We start from the raw sequence: 16,339 nt of genomic DNA on the forward strand, positions 1-16,339 counted from the left end.
TGTAAAAGCAGTTGGTAAGGGCTTGCAAGTTGTTGCTCGTGCTAAAGACGGCACGGTAGAGGGCTTAGAAGATGCCTCCTATCCATGGATGGTAGCTACTCAGTTCCACCCTGAAATGATGACACCAAACAATCAAAGTGCAACACGCTTATTTGATGCTTTCATTAAGGCTGCTCAAAAAAACCTAGAACAATAATAATAAAGGGCTGTAACTAGAATACGGTTTTACCGCATTCTGTTACAGCCCCTTTTATTAGGTTATAGTTCCTCGTTATAATCCTCAGAAAGGTCTTCTTCAATATAGCCTACATCATCGGAAGCTTCGTCTTCATCACGTGTATCAATATAGATACTGATTAGAGCTAGCGCCCCCTCTTCATTAAGCGTTGCAATGATGCTCATTGGACCATAGGTCAAAATGAGTCCATCCTCTTCATCACGAATGATATGAGGCACTGCATCAAAGTGTTGGTTCATTAACTGATCAAAGTAATCCTCTACATCGAGACCACTTTCAAGGGTTATAGATTCAGCATCGCCCTTTTGGAATACGACGCGTGTATCTTCATCGATGTACTGGTAGAAATCATCTACATCTACATTCGCCGTTTCAAGCCACATACTTAAGGCCGCAAGCCAATCTTTCACAGTTGTTGGCGGCGTTATAAAAGCATACTCACTTTCATCAGCGCCAAAGCGAAGATCATCATAGTCAATACTATAATTTTCCTGACTTGAAACAATGCGGTCTACCAGGCCCTCATCGTTGACATCTACGAAAATCATATATACATAATTGTCGCCGTTTTCATAAGAAACAGTCAAACCATGGCGTCCCTCACGGAATAGCGCATCCTCCTCGTACACATCGGTAATGTGCATCACCTTACATGTAACAGGCACATTGTCGGCCTTGATGGACTCAGCCATCGAAGACAAGAACTCAATCGTTTCATTCCGATTGCGCCCAATAATACCGCGACCTGTAGACATGTACTCACAATCCTCTGCCAAGAAAGATTCGATACCGTGAATATCCGCGGATTCGAGAATAGATTTTATCAATAAAAGAGCTTGTATTTCAGTCATACTACGCCTCCTATACATGGTAATAGTTACTGCTATTATTGTATCACAATTATGTCCTATAATGAGGTTTATCCTTTGTTTTTCTAGTTATTCATCATATAATTAAGTACATATAGATTCCAATTGGAGGTTACCATGAAATATACAACTATCGTTTTTGATTGTGACGGCACATTGCTCAACACGGCTACAGATTTAGCGAATGCTGTAAATCATGTACTACGGACACATAATTTCCCTGAAAAATCTTTATCTGAGGTGAAAGCAGCACTAGGCAATGCAGTAACATACTTGATGCGTCAATGTCTACCTAGCTCAGTAGCAGACCATGAATTAGAACCATATATTGAGGAATTCAAAGCTTACTATGGAGAACATCTAAAAGACACTACGGCGCCTTACGAGGGCATACTAGACATGCTAGATACCTTACGCGAAAAAGGCTATAAACTGGCTATCGTATCTAATAAAATCCAAGAAGGTGTAACACCTCTTAATAAAGAGTACTTTGGTGATCGCTTACCTGTTGCCATTGGTGAAAGACCAGGCTTACAACGTAAACCGGCTCCAGATATGGTACTCCAAGCATTAAAAGAACTAGGCTCTACACCGGAAGAATCTATCTACGTAGGTGACTCTGAAGTAGATGTGGCAACAGCTGAAAACTCTGGCTTACTTTGTATCGGTGTTACCTGGGGCTTTAGAGAGGAATCCTTGCACCAAGAACTAGGTGTAAAGCACATTGCACGCAAAGCGGAAGATATCATTACTATTATTGAAGATTTAAATAAATAGTAAGACAACCTATAACAAATTCATATAAATTAAAGCATTTATAACGTAAAACCGTAAAAATATGTGGATTAAAATATATTACCGCCTATTTTTTACGGTTTTTCTTTTATTTTCTCTGTTTTATTTTATTTTTCACATTATACTTTTTACGCATAATTACTATATTCTATCTATTGCCTTAAAAATGTGATATATGTTACAGTTATGAGGCAGTACTTTCACATAGGTTATCTGTCAATGCAGTACACATAGTACTGATAGGAGATGGCAGTACATATACCCGTGAATATTTGGCTGTATGGTTGTAGTTAGTTAATGGAGAAATGAGAAACAAATGGAAAACGAAGTAAGAAAAGTTGAAATGAGCGAAAATGTAGCTGATCCTACTGGTCTTGGTCTACTTGGTCTCGCTGTAGTATGTTTTGTAGTATCCACGTCCCGCGTAGGCTGGTCTGGTCCAACAACATCTGTTATTATCCCTTGGGCAGTTTTATTAGGTTCTATCGCCCAATTAATCGCAAGTTATTTTGATTTTAAGAAAAACAACCCGTTCGGCTCCGTTGTATTCGGCGCTTACGGTTTGTTCTGGTCCGCTATGGCTGGCGTTTGGTTGATCCAAATGGGCTCCTTCGGTCCTGAAATCCAAAAAGGGTTTGATGTAACACAATTGGCATTCGCTTTTGTGGGCTTCTTAATCTTCTCTATCTTTGGTACAATTGCATCTTTGAAAACAAACAAAGTTGTATTCGCTATCATGCTACTTATCTGCTTCCTATTCTTCGGTCTAGCAACAGACCTATTCTTAGGCGGCAAAACAGGCTTCTTCGCTCTTGCAGCATGGTCTGAATTATTTATCTCCCTCTTGGGCTTCTACGGTTCTGGTGCTGTACTTGTAAACAAAGTATTCGGCAAAACTGTATTCCCTTTGGGTAAAAGCATTCTGTAATAGTATAATAACTATATAAATTACCTGCACAATAAAAGAGGTTCCTATGAGTCACTGCCGTGGCACTTAGGAGCCTCTTTTATTTATTATGCCTATTTTATTTATTATAACTATAATGTTATAAACCTGATATGCCTTATTTATAACTAAAGTATGCATCCATAATCATTTGGCGCAACTGCTCGACACGAACACCTTCCGGCAACTTATGTCTATAAAACTGTAAATTATAATAGTACCGAGTATCTTCATAGTCAGAAATTAGCACCATATCAGTTCTATAATTTAAAGGCCAACCATACATAAATTCTACTAGTAAGCTGCGCACACCATCATTATTGACCTCTATGACATCATGCTTAACAGGCAATACCATCTTTACAGTAGGTTCAGGAACTGTTCTATCTTTAACAATTTTTTCAACCTCTTTATCTAAAGAGATGGTTGTATTATCAATAGATCTAGCCTTAACATGCATAAAGACATCATCAGAGGTTCTAAACACCCTACCGTCTATATCTTTAGTTTCACCTTTGGTCTCTATAGCATCCTTCAAGACACGGAACTGATACGGTCCATAAAACTTGGTATCTGTAATTGCATCTAATGCCTCATCATATTGGCCATTATGTACATTCGTAACATGTATAAGAGGCTTTATTTCCATACCTTGTGAAAGTATCGGTGCTGCTAAACATAAGCCTAGACTAAGTAGTGTAATACAACGTTTCATACATACATCCCCCATTGAACACTAATATTAACTGTATTGTAACATGATTTATTTATTTTAATGAATCTAATCATTATAAAAAAGGAACCTAAAAGCTCATTTCTCTTAGGCTCCTCTTCATATATTACCCATTTTCTACAATATTAAATACATCAATAGAATCAGAGTTTTTATTATATTGTTTAGATATAGTTACATCAATCAACATTTCACGTAACTGTTGCTTTGTGAGATTTCCATCTAGTTTTTTATAGTGAATAGTATTAACAAACCTATCCTTTCCATTTTGTGTTATAAATTGCATTACACCACTACCATCAAAATGCTCCTGTTCTAGAAAAATACCTGGAGTGCCATCATTCCAGACTAAATTATAATCATATTTTTTAATAAGATTCGATTTTACTGCACTCTCTCGCCCCAAAGAAAGTATATCATGAACATAGCCATATGGGTCTTCATTGTTACTTTCTAATTTTCTAACATAATCTACATATTGAAAAATCACATCGTTATAATTATAAGATTTAATATGACGGCCATTAAATTCTCTATGTCCAACTGAACTATTATTTAACACCCTATAAGTAAATATACTATTATCTTTTGATTCTATCTGTTTAGAATATCCATTCATATTAGCTAATGGTTTGATAGATGGTAACACATAATTAACCAATAAACTATTAGCTTTATCAATAGAAGGGTTATTATCTGCTTTTGGTTCTATAATAAAGCCAATGTGGTATTGAACATTTGGCTCGTTTTCAAAAGAAAAATTAACTGAATTTCCCCAGAACACATCTTTTTCTTTTATATCATTAAATTCAGATATTTCCCAGTAGGAGTCTCTCAAACCTGAATATGTGAAAGGGCCACCTTTTAAAGAATCTTCAACTAAGTGTACATCAGATTTATTAGCTTGTTGAATTGCACGTTTAATGGCTTTTCTAATGTCAGAGACAGTTATAAACTCAGCTGGTTTTCCCATATAATCTCGACTTTTTTCATATGGATAATCTTCAATCTCTACAACTAATGGTATATATCTGGTATCCCAAGAATATATAATAGAATCATATGGATTATTAATTTTAGCTTTATAATCTAATACCAATGGCACCGTAAATCGTATCCCACCATCCTTAGAATGTAAAATTACATCAGTTTTTCCTTCAACTACACCTTGTAATCTTAGGGCATGATCTTCTATTACCTTTTGCAATTGTTGGTCAGATATAGAATGTTCTTTTCTAAAATCTACCATTCGTGGATCATCTTTAATAGTCCGATAAGATTCACTTACCATTTTATACTTATCCATTTGTATATACTTATCGGTATATACATAATTTTGATACGCATCATGTGGAATACTTGGATTTGCCCCTGGTATATTCACATCAATAGCGAAACTAGAACCAGTAACAACGCCTATTACAATTCCACTTAATAATAATCGTCTTAACATATACTTCTCTCCATAAAATAATGATATTAACTGTATTGTAACATAGTTAATATATTTTTATGAAAGTAATTACAAAACGAAAGAGGTTCCTATTGGTCACATAGGTGACTATTAGGAACCTCTAATCTATTTACTTTTATTATTGATAGCACTATATTGAATTTGAGGCCTCTAAATGGGTCCAGCCTTTGCTAATCTTCTAGAGATTGGCGGTGATCAATATGAGTACATTCAAAGTGTTATCACTCATGATTTCCTTTGGCATACTTGTAGCGACCATTATCATGGCTGCAAAGTGATTGACCTCTAGCTGAAAGCTAGCTTTCTAATCGTGGTATGAAAAAAGGCCCGACATAGAAGTCAGACCGTTTCTTCAATTCAATAAATCTAGAAGCGAAGTCTGGCGTCGAAACCATTTATGCCTCACTTTGATATAAATTATATCATATCTAAACAGGGAAAGGAATCATCTACTTCCTTTCCCTGTTTTCATTTATAAACCTTCACTGTACATAGGATAGTGACTTATATCATCGACAATATATAGTATCAATTGCTATATTTTAATATATTCCTACTGGGCTGACGGATAAGTAGAATTGACTACATGCACAGTAGCACACATCGTGTGATAGCCGACCGTCTGGGCAAGCTTTTGTTCAGGCGGTCTTTTTTTTGTTCACTCCTGACAAATCATACTGTACAAATCTTTAATCATCTCACCTATATGAAAGGAGTTTTCTTATGAGAAATCGTTGGCTTATTGCACTAGCAGCTATTGGTCTACATATATCCATCGGTAGTGTGTACGCATGGAGCGTGCTCACACGACCTATTATGTCAGATATGGGATTTACTATGTCTCAAACAACATGGACTTTCTCCTTAGCTATTCTAATGCTTGGATTATCTGCCGGTTTTCTAGGATCCTTTGCGGAAAGAATAGGACCTAAGAAAAGTGGCCTTCTTTCTATGTTATTCTGGGTAGCAGGCCTATTAGGTACAGCCTATGCGCTTAGTATCCATAATCTTACCTTACTCTATCTTTTCTATGGTATCGTCGGAGGTATTGGACTAGGTATTGGCTATATCACGCCAGTGTCTACACTAGTAAAATACTTTCCACATCGTCCTGGATTTGCCACGGGATTAGCGATTATGGGATTTGGATTTGCATCACTCATTGCAGGTCCGCTTATGCAACATCTCGTAGCACAAGTGGGATTAGTAAATAATTTCATTATCCTAGGCATCATCTATCTAGTTGTTATGGGCGTTGCCTCTCTCTATTTGAAAGTTCCCTCAAATAACCAACCACCTCGAACTGCAAAAGATAAGTCTACTATGTATGTTCATAACCATGGGATACTAGCCAATGATGCCATGAAAACATGGCAATTCGGTGCTCTATGGTGGATTTTCTTTGTAAATATTACTTGTGGTATAGGGCTACTATCCTTAGCATCCCCTATGGCTCAAGAAGCTATTGGCATGACTCCAGCTGCGGCGGCCTCTCTAGTTGGTATCATCGGTATCTTTAATGGATTCGGTCGTATTGCATGGTCTACTATCTCCGATTACTTTGGTCGAGCCCAAACTTACATACTATTCTTTATTATACAAATCATTGCATTCTATGTACTTGCCGAAACCAATAATGCTCTAACATTCCAAATTTTAATCCTTCTCATTATCACCTGCTATGGCGGCGGATTCGCCTGTATACCAGCATATCTCGCAGACCTCTATGGCATACGCCAACTCTCCACTATTCACGGTCGTATTCTAACCGCTTGGGGATTAGCAGGTATAGTTGGTCCTATGCTCGTGTCATACTTCCATGAGGCTGGATATGGTTATTCTACAGCTTTAGTATGCTTTGCACTACTATTCGTATTGAATACATGTATTGCTATAATCTTAAAAATATACGGCAAACGAGGACTGCATAACTGATACTTAATTCTAGTACTATAAAAATTGTAACTGCATTGTCACTTTCAAACCATTGATGCTTCACTTCGATATAAAGTATCTCATATATAAATCAGGAAAAATCTAAGGATTTCTTTCCTAGTTTTCCTTATAAAAGCTACTGTTAAATCTCCCGAACTAATTACAAAACGAAAAAGGTTCCTATTGGTCACATAGGTGACTATTAGGAACCTCTAATCTATTTACTTTTATTATCGACAGCTCTATATTGAACTTGAGGCCTCTAAATGGGTCCAGCCTTTGCTAATCTTCTAGAGATTGGCGATGAGCAATATGAGTACATTCAAAGTGTTATCGTTAATGATTTCCTTTGGCATACTTGTGGCAACCATTATCATGGCTGCAAAGTGATTGACCTCTAGCTAAAAGCTAGCTTTCTAATCGTGGCATGAAAAAAGGCCCGACATAGAAGTCAGACCGTTTCTTCAACATTAAAACTTAGAAGCGAAGTCTGGCGTCCAAACCATTTATGCCTCACTTTGATATAAATTATATCATATCTAAACAGGGAAAGGAATCCAAGGATTCCTTTCCCTGTTATCATTCTACGCCGATTAGGCATATATATTCTCATTAAACTCTTCTATTTTATTATAAATAATCCACTTCACCCTTATAAGTATTTCCTAAATTTACAATTTTAGCATCGGAAATAATGGTATGAAGTAAACCAATATTATAATCACTTGTAGCATGATTATAATGAATCGTATGAATATACAGATTATGAGCATCTTGAGTACTAAAATGTAATTCACCAGTGCCATCTTCATACTCAAACACTATAAACACACCGGGAGCACCATCATTCCATATATACTTATGGCTACCATGACGCATATTGGGCTTCAGTCTTAACTGTGCTTGTGTAATCCTTAAAATATCTGCCATATTAGCCCAAATCGGACCTTTATGTTCGTATGGGTGCACGCTAATAGTCTGTGTAATACCTCCTGATGTTTTATACATCTTTATATTATCCGAACCGGTGTTCTCCTCTACCGCATTATTCAAAACCCTATACGAATAATCATTATAACTTTCAAAATGACTAGACTCATTTAAACGAGCTAAAGGAAAAATGGTTGGCACAATATAATTGGCTATAATATCCTCAATGCCTCGCTTACCAATTCCCCGTTCACCATCTTCTCTAACCAATAAAGTAATAACATATTGTGTATTAGGTTCGTTTGGTAAAGCAAAAGAAATGTCATTGGCCACAAAACTAGGTGCCTCCTTTGTTTTCATGGTACTCCAACGGCCATTTACAATATTGTCTCTTTTGAAAGTACTACCATCAATACTGGATACATCATATTGATCTTGCTGCATATTTGTCCATTTTTCTTGCAATGCAGAGCGTACATCATTTTGCTTCAATGCATTATAAGGCTTGCCCAAATACTGTGCACTTTCTTCATAGGGACGAGATTCCATAGATAAACTTGTATAAATAAAAGGATGCTTAAATTTATAAAGAAAGGCATAATTGCTTGCCTTACCAGGAATAGAAACCTTATGCATTCCACCTCTGAAAGCTGAAAATGGCAACGTATAAGACAGCCCCCCTTCTGGAGTATGCATATGTATCTCTGTTACAGCATTATATTGAGCTCTAGATATAGAATAATTTAAATTTCTACGTTGGTCAGCAGTCATTTCATCAAGACGAAAGAGAATCTCCGCTTCTTCACGATCACCACCAGCATTTATAGCCTTGTAGATTCTTTCATTAAGAATCTTATCCATTAAATCATTCTTATACATTTCATTGCCCACAACTTTCGGGTTATAGCCTGGTAACTCTTGGGCATTACCACCCCCACTTAAACACAGGACGGCAATTAAACTTCCCAATAACAAAGATTTTCTAAACATAATTTCTCCTCAATAAGCACTAACTATACTTTGTATATTGTAACATACTCATATAGTAATAAAATAATAACGAAAAAGGTTCCTATTGGTCACATAGGTGACTATTAGGAACCTCTAATCTATTTACTTTTATTATTGACAGCACTATATTGAACTTGAGGCCTCTAAATGGGTCCAGCCTTTGCTAATCTTCTAGAGATTGGCGGTGAGCAATATGAGTACATACAAAGTGTTATCGTTAATGATTTCCTTTGGCATACTTGTAGCGACCATTATCATGGCAGCAAAGTGATTGACCTCTAGCAAAAAACTAGCTTTCTAATCGCGGCATGAAAAAAGGCCCGACATAGAAGTCAGACCGTTTCTTCAATTTTCATTATTAGAAGCGAAGTCTGGCGTCGAAACCATTTATGCCTCACTTTGATATAAATTATATCATATTAAAACAAGGAAAGAAATCTTAGGGTTTCTTTCCTTGTTTTGTTTGTAAGTTCACAATTTACTAGCTTATAAATCTTCTAAGGTATAAACAGGCAAGTATCTTTGTGCGAAGGCAAGGTTTTTATTAAGTTCTGCCCATTTGCTAGCATCACCAATAACATAGATGTATTCTTTTGCTCTTGTAAAGGCTACATTTACATTATTAGCATTAACCCATTTAATAGCTCCATTAGCAGTGCCATCGCTTTGACAGCCTAACATGTAAATAACGACTTTAGCTTCTTTACCTTGGAAGGTATGTACAGTTCCGATATTATCCTTTAACCAACTGCTCTTATTATCTTTATCGGTCCAGTTTACAATATCATCGCTAAGAGATTCCATATATTTCTTAAAGCCATATGCAACAGTTCTAAACGGTGTAATGATAAATATATCTTTAAATTTCGTATTTCTTGCTCGTAACTTTTGGACCAATTCAAAAGCAACTTGACCCTGTACTTGTATATATCGATCTTTACCAGTACTAAATTCAATATTACTTGCATCATATGTTATCCAGCAGCTCTCTTTACACGGTTCAATAGGCACTTTTGAATTCATGATCTTATTAATCATAAAGCCACCATAAGATAACTCATTAGCAACTGTAAACATTGGATCTTTACAACGTCTATGAATAACAAGAGGACAACCAACCCAAGATTCGGAACCATCAAGATTTTTAATAATACCTGCAAATGGATTTTGTGCATCGGCTAAACTTTGTACAGATAACTCTTTACTCCGATATTTACCAATGCCTTCGCCACCAATTTTTTCAACAAACAAATCTTGTACAGTTTGTACTGGTTCAATCTGTTTTGGATCACCAACTACTATTGCTTTTTGTGCACGGAATAAGGCTCCTATAAGCATATGAGGTGACGCCTGTCCAGCCTCATCAATAATGATGGTCCCTAACGAGCTTTCAGACTTACAGTTAATCAAGAATCTCTCCACAGCAGCAAAGGTGGAGGAAATAACTGGTACTGCAATCATCAAGGAATTAAGTAAGGCCGGGAAAATCGTATCAAGGTCAAAGTTTTTCTGTAGATTTTTCTTTTCATTTAATGGCCCCCAATACTGACTGAGTAATTTCATATTGTTTCTAAAAGCATCACTCATAACGACAGCCTTTTGTAATTGTAAGGTATCATACAATAAGCGTTCTCTACATTCATTTAAATAGTTACATACATATAAGAACGCTGTATGAGCCTCTGCACGGTCCTCATCAAATGACATTAATTTTGATACTATATCATCAAAACAATGTATAGAATCATTAGTACTGGATTTTAATGTCCCTAAAATCACTTGCTGTGCCTTTTCTGCTTTTTGAATAGTACCATCAATATCTTTAATAGCAGCTAATAGGCCATCTTTCTTATTAATTATAGATTCACGCTCATTAACCAACTGATGTAATGCAATCAATTGGTCTTTAACAGTTTGAAGCTTTGTAGTCTCCTCTTCAATTACCGCTAACAATATAGGGTTACCCATAGCTTTTAAAATAGACCAATGAGTAGCACTCCAAAGCTTATCCAAAATAGAGCGTTGATTATTATACTCTATTAATTTAGACTCAATACTGTTTTTATGCTCTATTAACTTCAGCAAATCATCATCTAATGTGTCATATTTACTTAATTGTTCATTGATTGAAAGAACGTATTCTTGTAACCGATTCGTTTTAAGATTTAACTCTTGAATTAATTGGACATTGCCTTCATATACTGTTACAGTGACAGACGGCTATCAACCCTATCATACGCTTATAAAAAAGGATGGGGAGCTCAATGTAGCGGGCTGCTGGGCTCATGCGCACATAAAATTTGCCGAGATCATAAAAGCAACCCGAAAGGGACACACCCTGGCTCCGGCATAAGAAGCTGCCTCTGAAACTATCCACTTGATTGATATGATTTATCATCGGGATAATAGCTTTAAAGAATCATCTACAGAAGAACGACTAACGAATAGACAACAGAGTGTAGCGCCACTGGTGGATGCTTATTTTGCGTGGATGAAACAGACTCTAAAAATATGCAATAGTCATAAGCTTACAGACGCTTTGAATTACACTTTTAATCAGGAGCACTATCTTCGAGTATTCTTACAGAATGTTTTAATCTCTCTGAATAATAATGACGCAGAGAGAAGCATTAGAAGCTTCTACGTTGGAAAGCATGCCTGGCACATCGTCGATTTCGTCAGAGGAGACTCTGTCAGTGCCCTTCTATACAGTATTGCGGAAAGCGCAAAGGCAAACCATCTAAAGCCCTACGAATACTTTGTATACTTACTAAAGGAACTCCTCAAATATCCTAGAGAAAATGTTTCTGAGGAAGGATTGAAAAAGCTGATACCTTGGTCGGAGGAATTACCGGATAGCTGTAGGAAGAATAAAATCAGATAAGAAAAATCTGCCAGTCTGAGAGCTGGCAGATTTTGTTGGACAGACAGGTTGTTTACCATTTACTCTCAATAAAATAGTATACCGCCGCTCAAGTATCAAAATACCTGTGCGGCGGTATCTTAGTCCGCAAATAGAGCTAGGTTCTGGCCTTCGGACATTTTTGCGATGTTTATAATATTCAGTCTGTTTTTTCCTGCTCGTTCCAAGGTCTTTGCGGCCCCGCCCCAACCATGCGATACATAACAAATCAGGAAATTACATCTATCTCCTATCGCTGTCACACCTTTCTCGTGTTCTAAATCTCATCCTATTATATTTCCTTCACAACCTTAGTGAAAACCAGATGAGTGAAAATATAATCAACTTGCTTGGCGATTTCCCTTGAATCCACAAGTATACCAAGCTCAATATTTCCTTCTTGTCCGTGATAGGATAAGTTTGCTGATGTAATTAGTGTTTGTTTTTCATCAACCGAAATCACCTTTGCGTGTAAAGCGGCCATAGAATCATTACTTCCCGCAAAATTGTATATATGTAAAAATCTTCCTTTGTACCGGCAAAGTTTATCTAAGCCTTTTTGGTTCTCGATGTTATTCACAAAGAATTTCACATAAACACCCTTTTGGCTTTTCTCAATAAGGACATCAACAAGGTCAGCAAAGTATCCGGACAGCGAATATCCCGTAATCAAAACACTTCGTTTTGCTCCCCGGATCATCCCTTCAACAGTGTTCTTTGTTGATTTTGCTCTTACAGAAAAAGATGGAGGTACCGTAGTTACTAATGAAGCAGTTACAGCCTTTTCTTCGGCAGAGGCCACTGTAACTAATTGATATATCTCTTCTGCTTGTTTCTGAGACAAGCAAGGGTATCGTTTCATTATTTGCGAAATAGATTGTTTTGTATTCGCGATTCTGTCCGCTTCAATTTGACCAAGTAAAATATCTAAATTCACATTTCCAGTTGACATAGCTCACACACCAACTCTCTGAAATACGACTCTCGTTCGCGACTTGCAATGGGGACTACCAAGCCACGATCAAGCATACGGTTTCCATTTTCACAGGCTGTTTCAGAAATCATACAACAGGAATGGCAGGCTGCTCCGTTAAGGTTATTTCCAGCCGGAGCATTGCTCATACATTCTGGATCATTAGTGCAAAGAAGCACCTCTTGGAATGCATCTTTCATCAAAGGAACTAATTTACCAATGTTACCAAGCTCTACTAAGCCTCCTAATGACCCTTCCTTGTCAGCACTTCCTGTGTACAAGAGAATTCCAGTCATTTTTTCGCTAAAGTAGATTCTTTCTCGTATTGCCGAAGATGAATATCCAGATGCCATCGACATTTGCTTAATTAGCAAATGTGCGAAAGTGTGCATTAAAACATAGGTTGCATTTCTCTTTACATTTAATGTCCAACCTTTAGCATTGCAGAACTCTTCATAGCACTCTTCATATCTCTGGGAAAGTACTTTTACTGACAGAATGTCAAGCCAATTCTCTAATGTCTCTTTATTAAACTCGACAAAAATACCTTCGCCATTGACCTCGGCCGCTGGCAACCATTTTTCACTCTTTCCTTTATTAAGATAAACAACATTAGCTTGGACATCTACATCCGGATCAGGTGCATCTACACGAGTAAATCCAAGCAATACTTTCACTTCACGAAGGCGAGTGATTCTGATAACCCTACTAAAATAGGGTTTCAGATATGCTGGCAAACTGTCCTCCTCTGCTTTGAAGTGTTTTTTATTAGAAGCATAAGCAGGATCATTATGATGAGTGATAGCATCATACTCCATCTGCTTAATTTCTTTAAATTCTGTTATATTACTCAATCTACGAGTTAGCGCTTCATCAAACTCCACGCGAGTATAATTTTCAGCAAAATACTTTTTATATGCGGCAGTTACACCATCATCTCCCATTACATCCTTCAAAAGTTCAATATCATGAAGATGTTCATCGACTAAATTGTATAAAGGATTAACCCACGGCGGAATAGAAATAGCACTCCTGCTTACAGAGAAATAGACATTTGATGCACCTCTCTGTGATGGGATTACCTTTTTATCACATCTTTCATTTATTGATCTCGGACGGAAAGGATGATGACCTGTACAGCTCAATTCGCTAAAGTTATCTTCTTGCGTAGCTCCACTCATGCTTCTTTTAGCACCACACAGTTCACACTCAACCCACATATCCGCAAGCGTTGAAGTATTTCCTGTCGAGTACATTTTTAACTTTCCTTTGCAGTTGGTCGCGCCACAATGAACCCACCAACTCCACGGAAAATCATCCATATGTCCATTTTCGCAAATAGTAATAAATCGAGACGGATATGCAGGTTTGTGGCAATTCGGACAAGTAACTCCGAACCTCAAATACCTTTCCAAATCAAAGTTATCCAGTGCATCGAAAAGACGACCACACTTCAAATTTGAACACACATGAATGGAAGGGAAAGAAATTACCGGCACATCACCAGAATATGAAGTTCGAGGCATATAAAAGCAGTCAACACCAAGATAGGAAGCCAATCTTCCGTCAATAATTTTCTTGCCCTTTTCTTTCCAATAGTTAATATCAAGTACCGTTACCGAATCCTTGACAGCATCAACAATCGCACCTGGGCCGAATGTTGTAATAATTTGGTTAGGGCGCAGTTCGCCCAATTTGTTGTTATCGTATCCTGCCATCTTACTCCTCCGTGTAATAGAACATATTTGCCGCATTTTCCACTTCACGCATAGAGCTTAGTGTAGCCTTCTCAGTATCCTTACATGACTGTCCATAATAATTCATAAGGCGGTTATATTTATCAGTTCCATAAACATAGTACCGCAAAGGCTTGCCTTGTGCTGCCAGCATCTTCCACCAATCAATAAACTGGTCAATTTCATTCTCTGCATCCAGTCTTACTTCTGGTTTAACTATATTAAGGCGGTCAAGGATTAACGCCTTTATCTCGGTCATTTGTATATCAGAAAGAGCAGCAATATCAGCAGCTCCCTCATTAGATGCCATTTCTGGATACTTTAACCGAATCGCAGAAATTATTAGAGCGTGCATTACGCGGTCTCTTGCTCTTGCAGAGAACGGAGTTGCTGTTGTACCTTCAACAAACCTATATAGCTGCGAATGATAACCCGTAAAATTCTCATAATGCGACAAATCACGAGGACGATATGGGTTATAAAGTGTAAAGACAAGACCTGGGAAAGCACGACCTATTCGGCTTGTTGCTTGAATATATTCAGAATTTTGCTTTGGCTGTCCGGTTACGACCATTAGCCCAAGACGGTCAACATCCATGCCGACTGCTATCATATTGGTTGCAACGGCTGTGTCAAGACAATCCTTTGAATCACAGTTAGCTTCCAACTGTCTTAATTTATTCGGAATCTCATAGGAAGACATTCTGGAAGTTATCTCAACCTTCTTGTTTAGATAACGAACCTTATCCATATTGTATTTCGTCTTAATACGATAGATTCGTTTAGGAATGTCGTCTTGTAGCAAGCGTACTGCACCGCCAAGTTCTCGAATACTGTTGTAATATCCCACTAAGGAATAATATGGATCAATCACATCCTTGTATTCATCCTTCTGAGCAAGTTGATAAGAAGTCTGAAGAATGATTGCATACATTCTTAACAGTGTAGTCTTTACGGATTGACCTAGTGCGCAGACTCCAACATACTTTCGGAACGGGTTATCTTTAGTAGATATTTCATTGATGAAGAAACTGTCACCGATTTCAAAACCGTTAGGAGGGAACTGTGCAGTTGATTTTCGTGCATAAAGGCACCTTGTCTGCTCCGATGCGTTTTTAATGGTGGCAGTTGAGACCACATACTTCGGTTTAATCTTCTTATCGCCATAAGTACACATATCCTCAATAATAGTTTCGTATGCACCATAAATTGTTCCAAGAGGTCCAGTGATCAAATGAAGCTCATCTTGAATGATTAGCTCAGGCGGAAGAAACGGTCGAATCGGAGTTAATGTTGAAGTGGGAAGCTCTTGCGTCCTATTGTGTCGTTTATGTTCTTCACCAATGGCAACATACCCATCACGACTGCAAACCCTATCAACTCTTCCAAACAACGCATTTGTCTTAACATCCCAAGGAAGGCGGGCAAATTTATCAACGGTGGACAAAATAATTGTCGGACATTTCGCATAGATTTCCTCATCTACAAGATACACCGGAATCTGAATGCGATCCTGTTTGTACTTATAGAACATACAATTTCTATCTGCACAATAAATAGCAACAGATTTTCTGTCAGGGTCAATATAAAACTCATCTTCCGTAAGAGGTTTTCCACAAAACGGGCAAGTCAACAACTGCTTATAAAGCAGATTGCGTTTTCTTTTTGCCTCGCCTGGCTTATCAGCTTTTTCTATCAGTTCATCAAATTTGTTAGGTATTACACCGCCACCTACCCAGAAACCAATACTAATAGGTTCCTTTCCATACTTAGGATATGTTTTTTGACGAATAAGTT

16 protein-coding genes, 1 pseudogene and 1 riboswitch are annotated in these 16,339 nt (G+C 37.4%); of the genes and pseudogenes, 9 read left to right on the forward strand and 8 right to left on the reverse strand.

Annotated elements, in window-relative coordinates; translation table 11 throughout:
* Nucleotides 1-196: gamma-glutamyl-gamma-aminobutyrate hydrolase family protein (locus Q0F90_RS02830; protein WP_296003155.1), on the forward strand; the 196-nt coding region annotated here is incomplete at its 5' end.
* A gap of 62 nt (nt 197-258) precedes the next feature.
* Here the strand turns inward: Q0F90_RS02830 and Q0F90_RS02835 are convergent.
* A complete protein-coding gene (locus Q0F90_RS02835) occupies nt 259-1,089 on the reverse strand; it encodes a hypothetical protein (protein ID WP_296003157.1) in 831 nt (276 codons plus the stop codon).
* A gap of 135 nt (nt 1,090-1,224) precedes the next feature.
* On the opposite strand from Q0F90_RS02835, the gene Q0F90_RS02840 reads away from it, so the two are divergent.
* Together Q0F90_RS02840 and Q0F90_RS02845 are read left to right on the forward strand one after the other, a co-directional pair.
* Nucleotides 1,225-1,884 carry an HAD family hydrolase gene (locus Q0F90_RS02840; RefSeq protein ID WP_296003159.1) on the forward strand — a complete coding sequence of 220 codons (660 nt, stop codon included), beginning with the start codon at nt 1,225-1,227 and terminating at the stop codon, nt 1,882-1,884.
* Nucleotides 1,885-2,218: 334 nt separating this feature from the next.
* Nucleotides 2,219-2,830, forward strand: coding sequence for an acetate uptake transporter (locus Q0F90_RS02845; protein ID WP_296003161.1), 612 nt, complete (start codon nt 2,219-2,221; stop codon nt 2,828-2,830).
* A 136-nt stretch (nt 2,831-2,966) separates the two neighbouring features.
* Here Q0F90_RS02845 and Q0F90_RS02850 read toward each other — a convergent pair whose 3' ends face one another.
* Complete coding sequence (locus tag Q0F90_RS02850) at nt 2,967-3,563, reverse strand: hypothetical protein (RefSeq protein WP_296003163.1); 597 nt, start codon at nt 3,561-3,563, stop codon at nt 2,967-2,969.
* Between the two features lie 124 nt (nt 3,564-3,687).
* Entirely contained in the window at nt 3,688-5,034 is a 1,347-nt protein-coding gene (locus Q0F90_RS02855) for a hypothetical protein (RefSeq protein ID WP_296003165.1), read from the reverse strand.
* Nucleotides 5,035-5,282: 248 nt separating this feature from the next.
* On the opposite strand from Q0F90_RS02855, the gene Q0F90_RS09195 reads away from it, so the two are divergent.
* From Q0F90_RS09195 to Q0F90_RS09200, 3 genes are all read left to right on the forward strand, one after another.
* Nucleotides 5,283-5,333: a hypothetical protein gene (locus Q0F90_RS09195; RefSeq protein ID WP_353511575.1), complete on the forward strand. Its 51-nt coding sequence runs from the start codon at nt 5,283-5,285 to the stop codon at nt 5,331-5,333.
* A gap of 269 nt (nt 5,334-5,602) precedes the next feature.
* Nucleotides 5,603-5,690, forward strand: a riboswitch (ZMP/ZTP riboswitch).
* Between the two features lie 88 nt (nt 5,691-5,778).
* Entirely contained in the window at nt 5,779-6,990 is a 1,212-nt protein-coding gene (locus Q0F90_RS02865; RefSeq protein WP_296003172.1) for an OFA family MFS transporter, read from the forward strand.
* 339 nt (nt 6,991-7,329) lie between these two features.
* Nucleotides 7,330-7,380 (forward strand): hypothetical protein, encoded by a 51-nt coding sequence (locus Q0F90_RS09200; RefSeq protein ID WP_353511575.1) that lies wholly within the window; start codon nt 7,330-7,332, stop codon nt 7,378-7,380.
* A gap of 240 nt (nt 7,381-7,620) precedes the next feature.
* On the opposite strand, the gene Q0F90_RS02875 is transcribed toward Q0F90_RS09200, so the two are convergent.
* Nucleotides 7,621-8,910 carry a hypothetical protein gene (locus tag Q0F90_RS02875; protein WP_296003176.1) on the reverse strand — a complete coding sequence of 430 codons (1,290 nt, stop codon included), beginning with the start codon at nt 8,908-8,910 and terminating at the stop codon, nt 7,621-7,623.
* A gap of 241 nt (nt 8,911-9,151) precedes the next feature.
* On the opposite strand from Q0F90_RS02875, the gene Q0F90_RS09205 reads away from it, so the two are divergent.
* Entirely contained in the window at nt 9,152-9,202 is a 51-nt protein-coding gene (locus Q0F90_RS09205; RefSeq protein ID WP_353511575.1) for a hypothetical protein, read from the forward strand.
* A gap of 215 nt (nt 9,203-9,417) precedes the next feature.
* Here the strand turns inward: Q0F90_RS09205 and Q0F90_RS02880 are convergent, their stop codons facing one another.
* Nucleotides 9,418-11,016, reverse strand: coding sequence for a DEAD/DEAH box helicase (locus tag Q0F90_RS02880; protein WP_296003177.1), 1,599 nt, complete (start codon nt 11,014-11,016; stop codon nt 9,418-9,420).
* 124 nt (nt 11,017-11,140) lie between these two features.
* Here Q0F90_RS02880 and Q0F90_RS09210 point away from each other — a divergent pair.
* Both Q0F90_RS09210 and Q0F90_RS09215 read left to right on the forward strand, forming a co-directional pair.
* A pseudogene (locus Q0F90_RS09210) lies at nt 11,141-11,545 on the forward strand (transposase); the annotation flags it as partial.
* A gap of 99 nt (nt 11,546-11,644) precedes the next feature.
* A complete protein-coding gene (locus Q0F90_RS09215; RefSeq protein WP_367113397.1) occupies nt 11,645-11,815 on the forward strand; it encodes a transposase domain-containing protein in 171 nt (56 codons plus the stop codon).
* Nucleotides 11,816-12,125: 310 nt separating this feature from the next.
* Here Q0F90_RS09215 and Q0F90_RS02885 read toward each other — a convergent pair whose 3' ends face one another.
* The 3 genes from Q0F90_RS02885 to Q0F90_RS02895 all read right to left on the reverse strand — a co-directional run.
* On the reverse strand, nt 12,126-12,785 hold the full coding sequence (locus tag Q0F90_RS02885; protein WP_296003178.1) for a phospholipase D-like domain-containing protein: 660 nt from the start codon (nt 12,783-12,785) through the stop codon (nt 12,126-12,128).
* Complete coding sequence (drmB, locus tag Q0F90_RS02890; protein WP_296003180.1) at nt 12,767-14,524, reverse strand: DUF1998 domain-containing protein; 1,758 nt, start codon at nt 14,522-14,524, stop codon at nt 12,767-12,769. The genes Q0F90_RS02885 and drmB overlap by 19 nt, the downstream gene beginning before the upstream one ends.
* 1 nt (nt 14,525) lies before the next feature.
* Nucleotides 14,526-16,339, reverse strand: a 1,814-nt coding sequence (locus Q0F90_RS02895) for a helicase-related protein (protein ID WP_296003181.1), incomplete at its 5' end; no start/stop codon positions are given.

The sequence above is a fragment of the uncultured Veillonella sp. genome, assembly GCF_934190855.1.
Lineage (GTDB): Bacteria > Bacillota > Negativicutes > Veillonellales > Veillonellaceae > Veillonella.